The organism is Bacteroides sp. 519 (genome assembly GCF_010500955.1).
Taxonomy (GTDB): domain Bacteria; phylum Bacteroidota; class Bacteroidia; order Bacteroidales; family Bacteroidaceae; genus Bacteroides.
In genome coordinates, this window is sequence record NZ_QVMJ01000093.1 from 1 (window position 1) to 340 (window position 340).

Genomic DNA, 340 nt, shown 5'->3' on the forward strand with positions numbered 1-340 from the left:
GAGGATATCTTATTGCCGGTGAATGTATTTGTAACAAAAGATAATATAAAGAATGTTACTGTAAACATTCAATCGACAGGACTTCTTCAACCGGTTGACGGAACATCTAAGACCATAACTTTTGCCGAAAAAGGCGACCAGATTGTCTATTTCAAACTGAAAGCTGCCAAGAAAACAGGATACGAGAAGATAAGTATAAAAGCAACAAGCGGAGGCGAAGTATCAACGGAAAGCATTGATATAGAAATCCGCAATCCTAATCCACCCGTATTATTGAGTTCGCAGGCTCTTGTTTCGCCCAACACTTCGCAGGAGATGAAGATAGAAATGGACTCGCCAC

1 protein-coding gene is annotated in these 340 nt (G+C 40.6%); it reads left to right on the top strand.

Going from position 1 to position 340, the window contains the following annotated elements; genetic code table 11:
• On the top strand, positions 1 to 340 hold a 340-nt coding region (locus D0T85_RS22045; RefSeq protein WP_163215670.1), incomplete at both ends, for a hypothetical protein.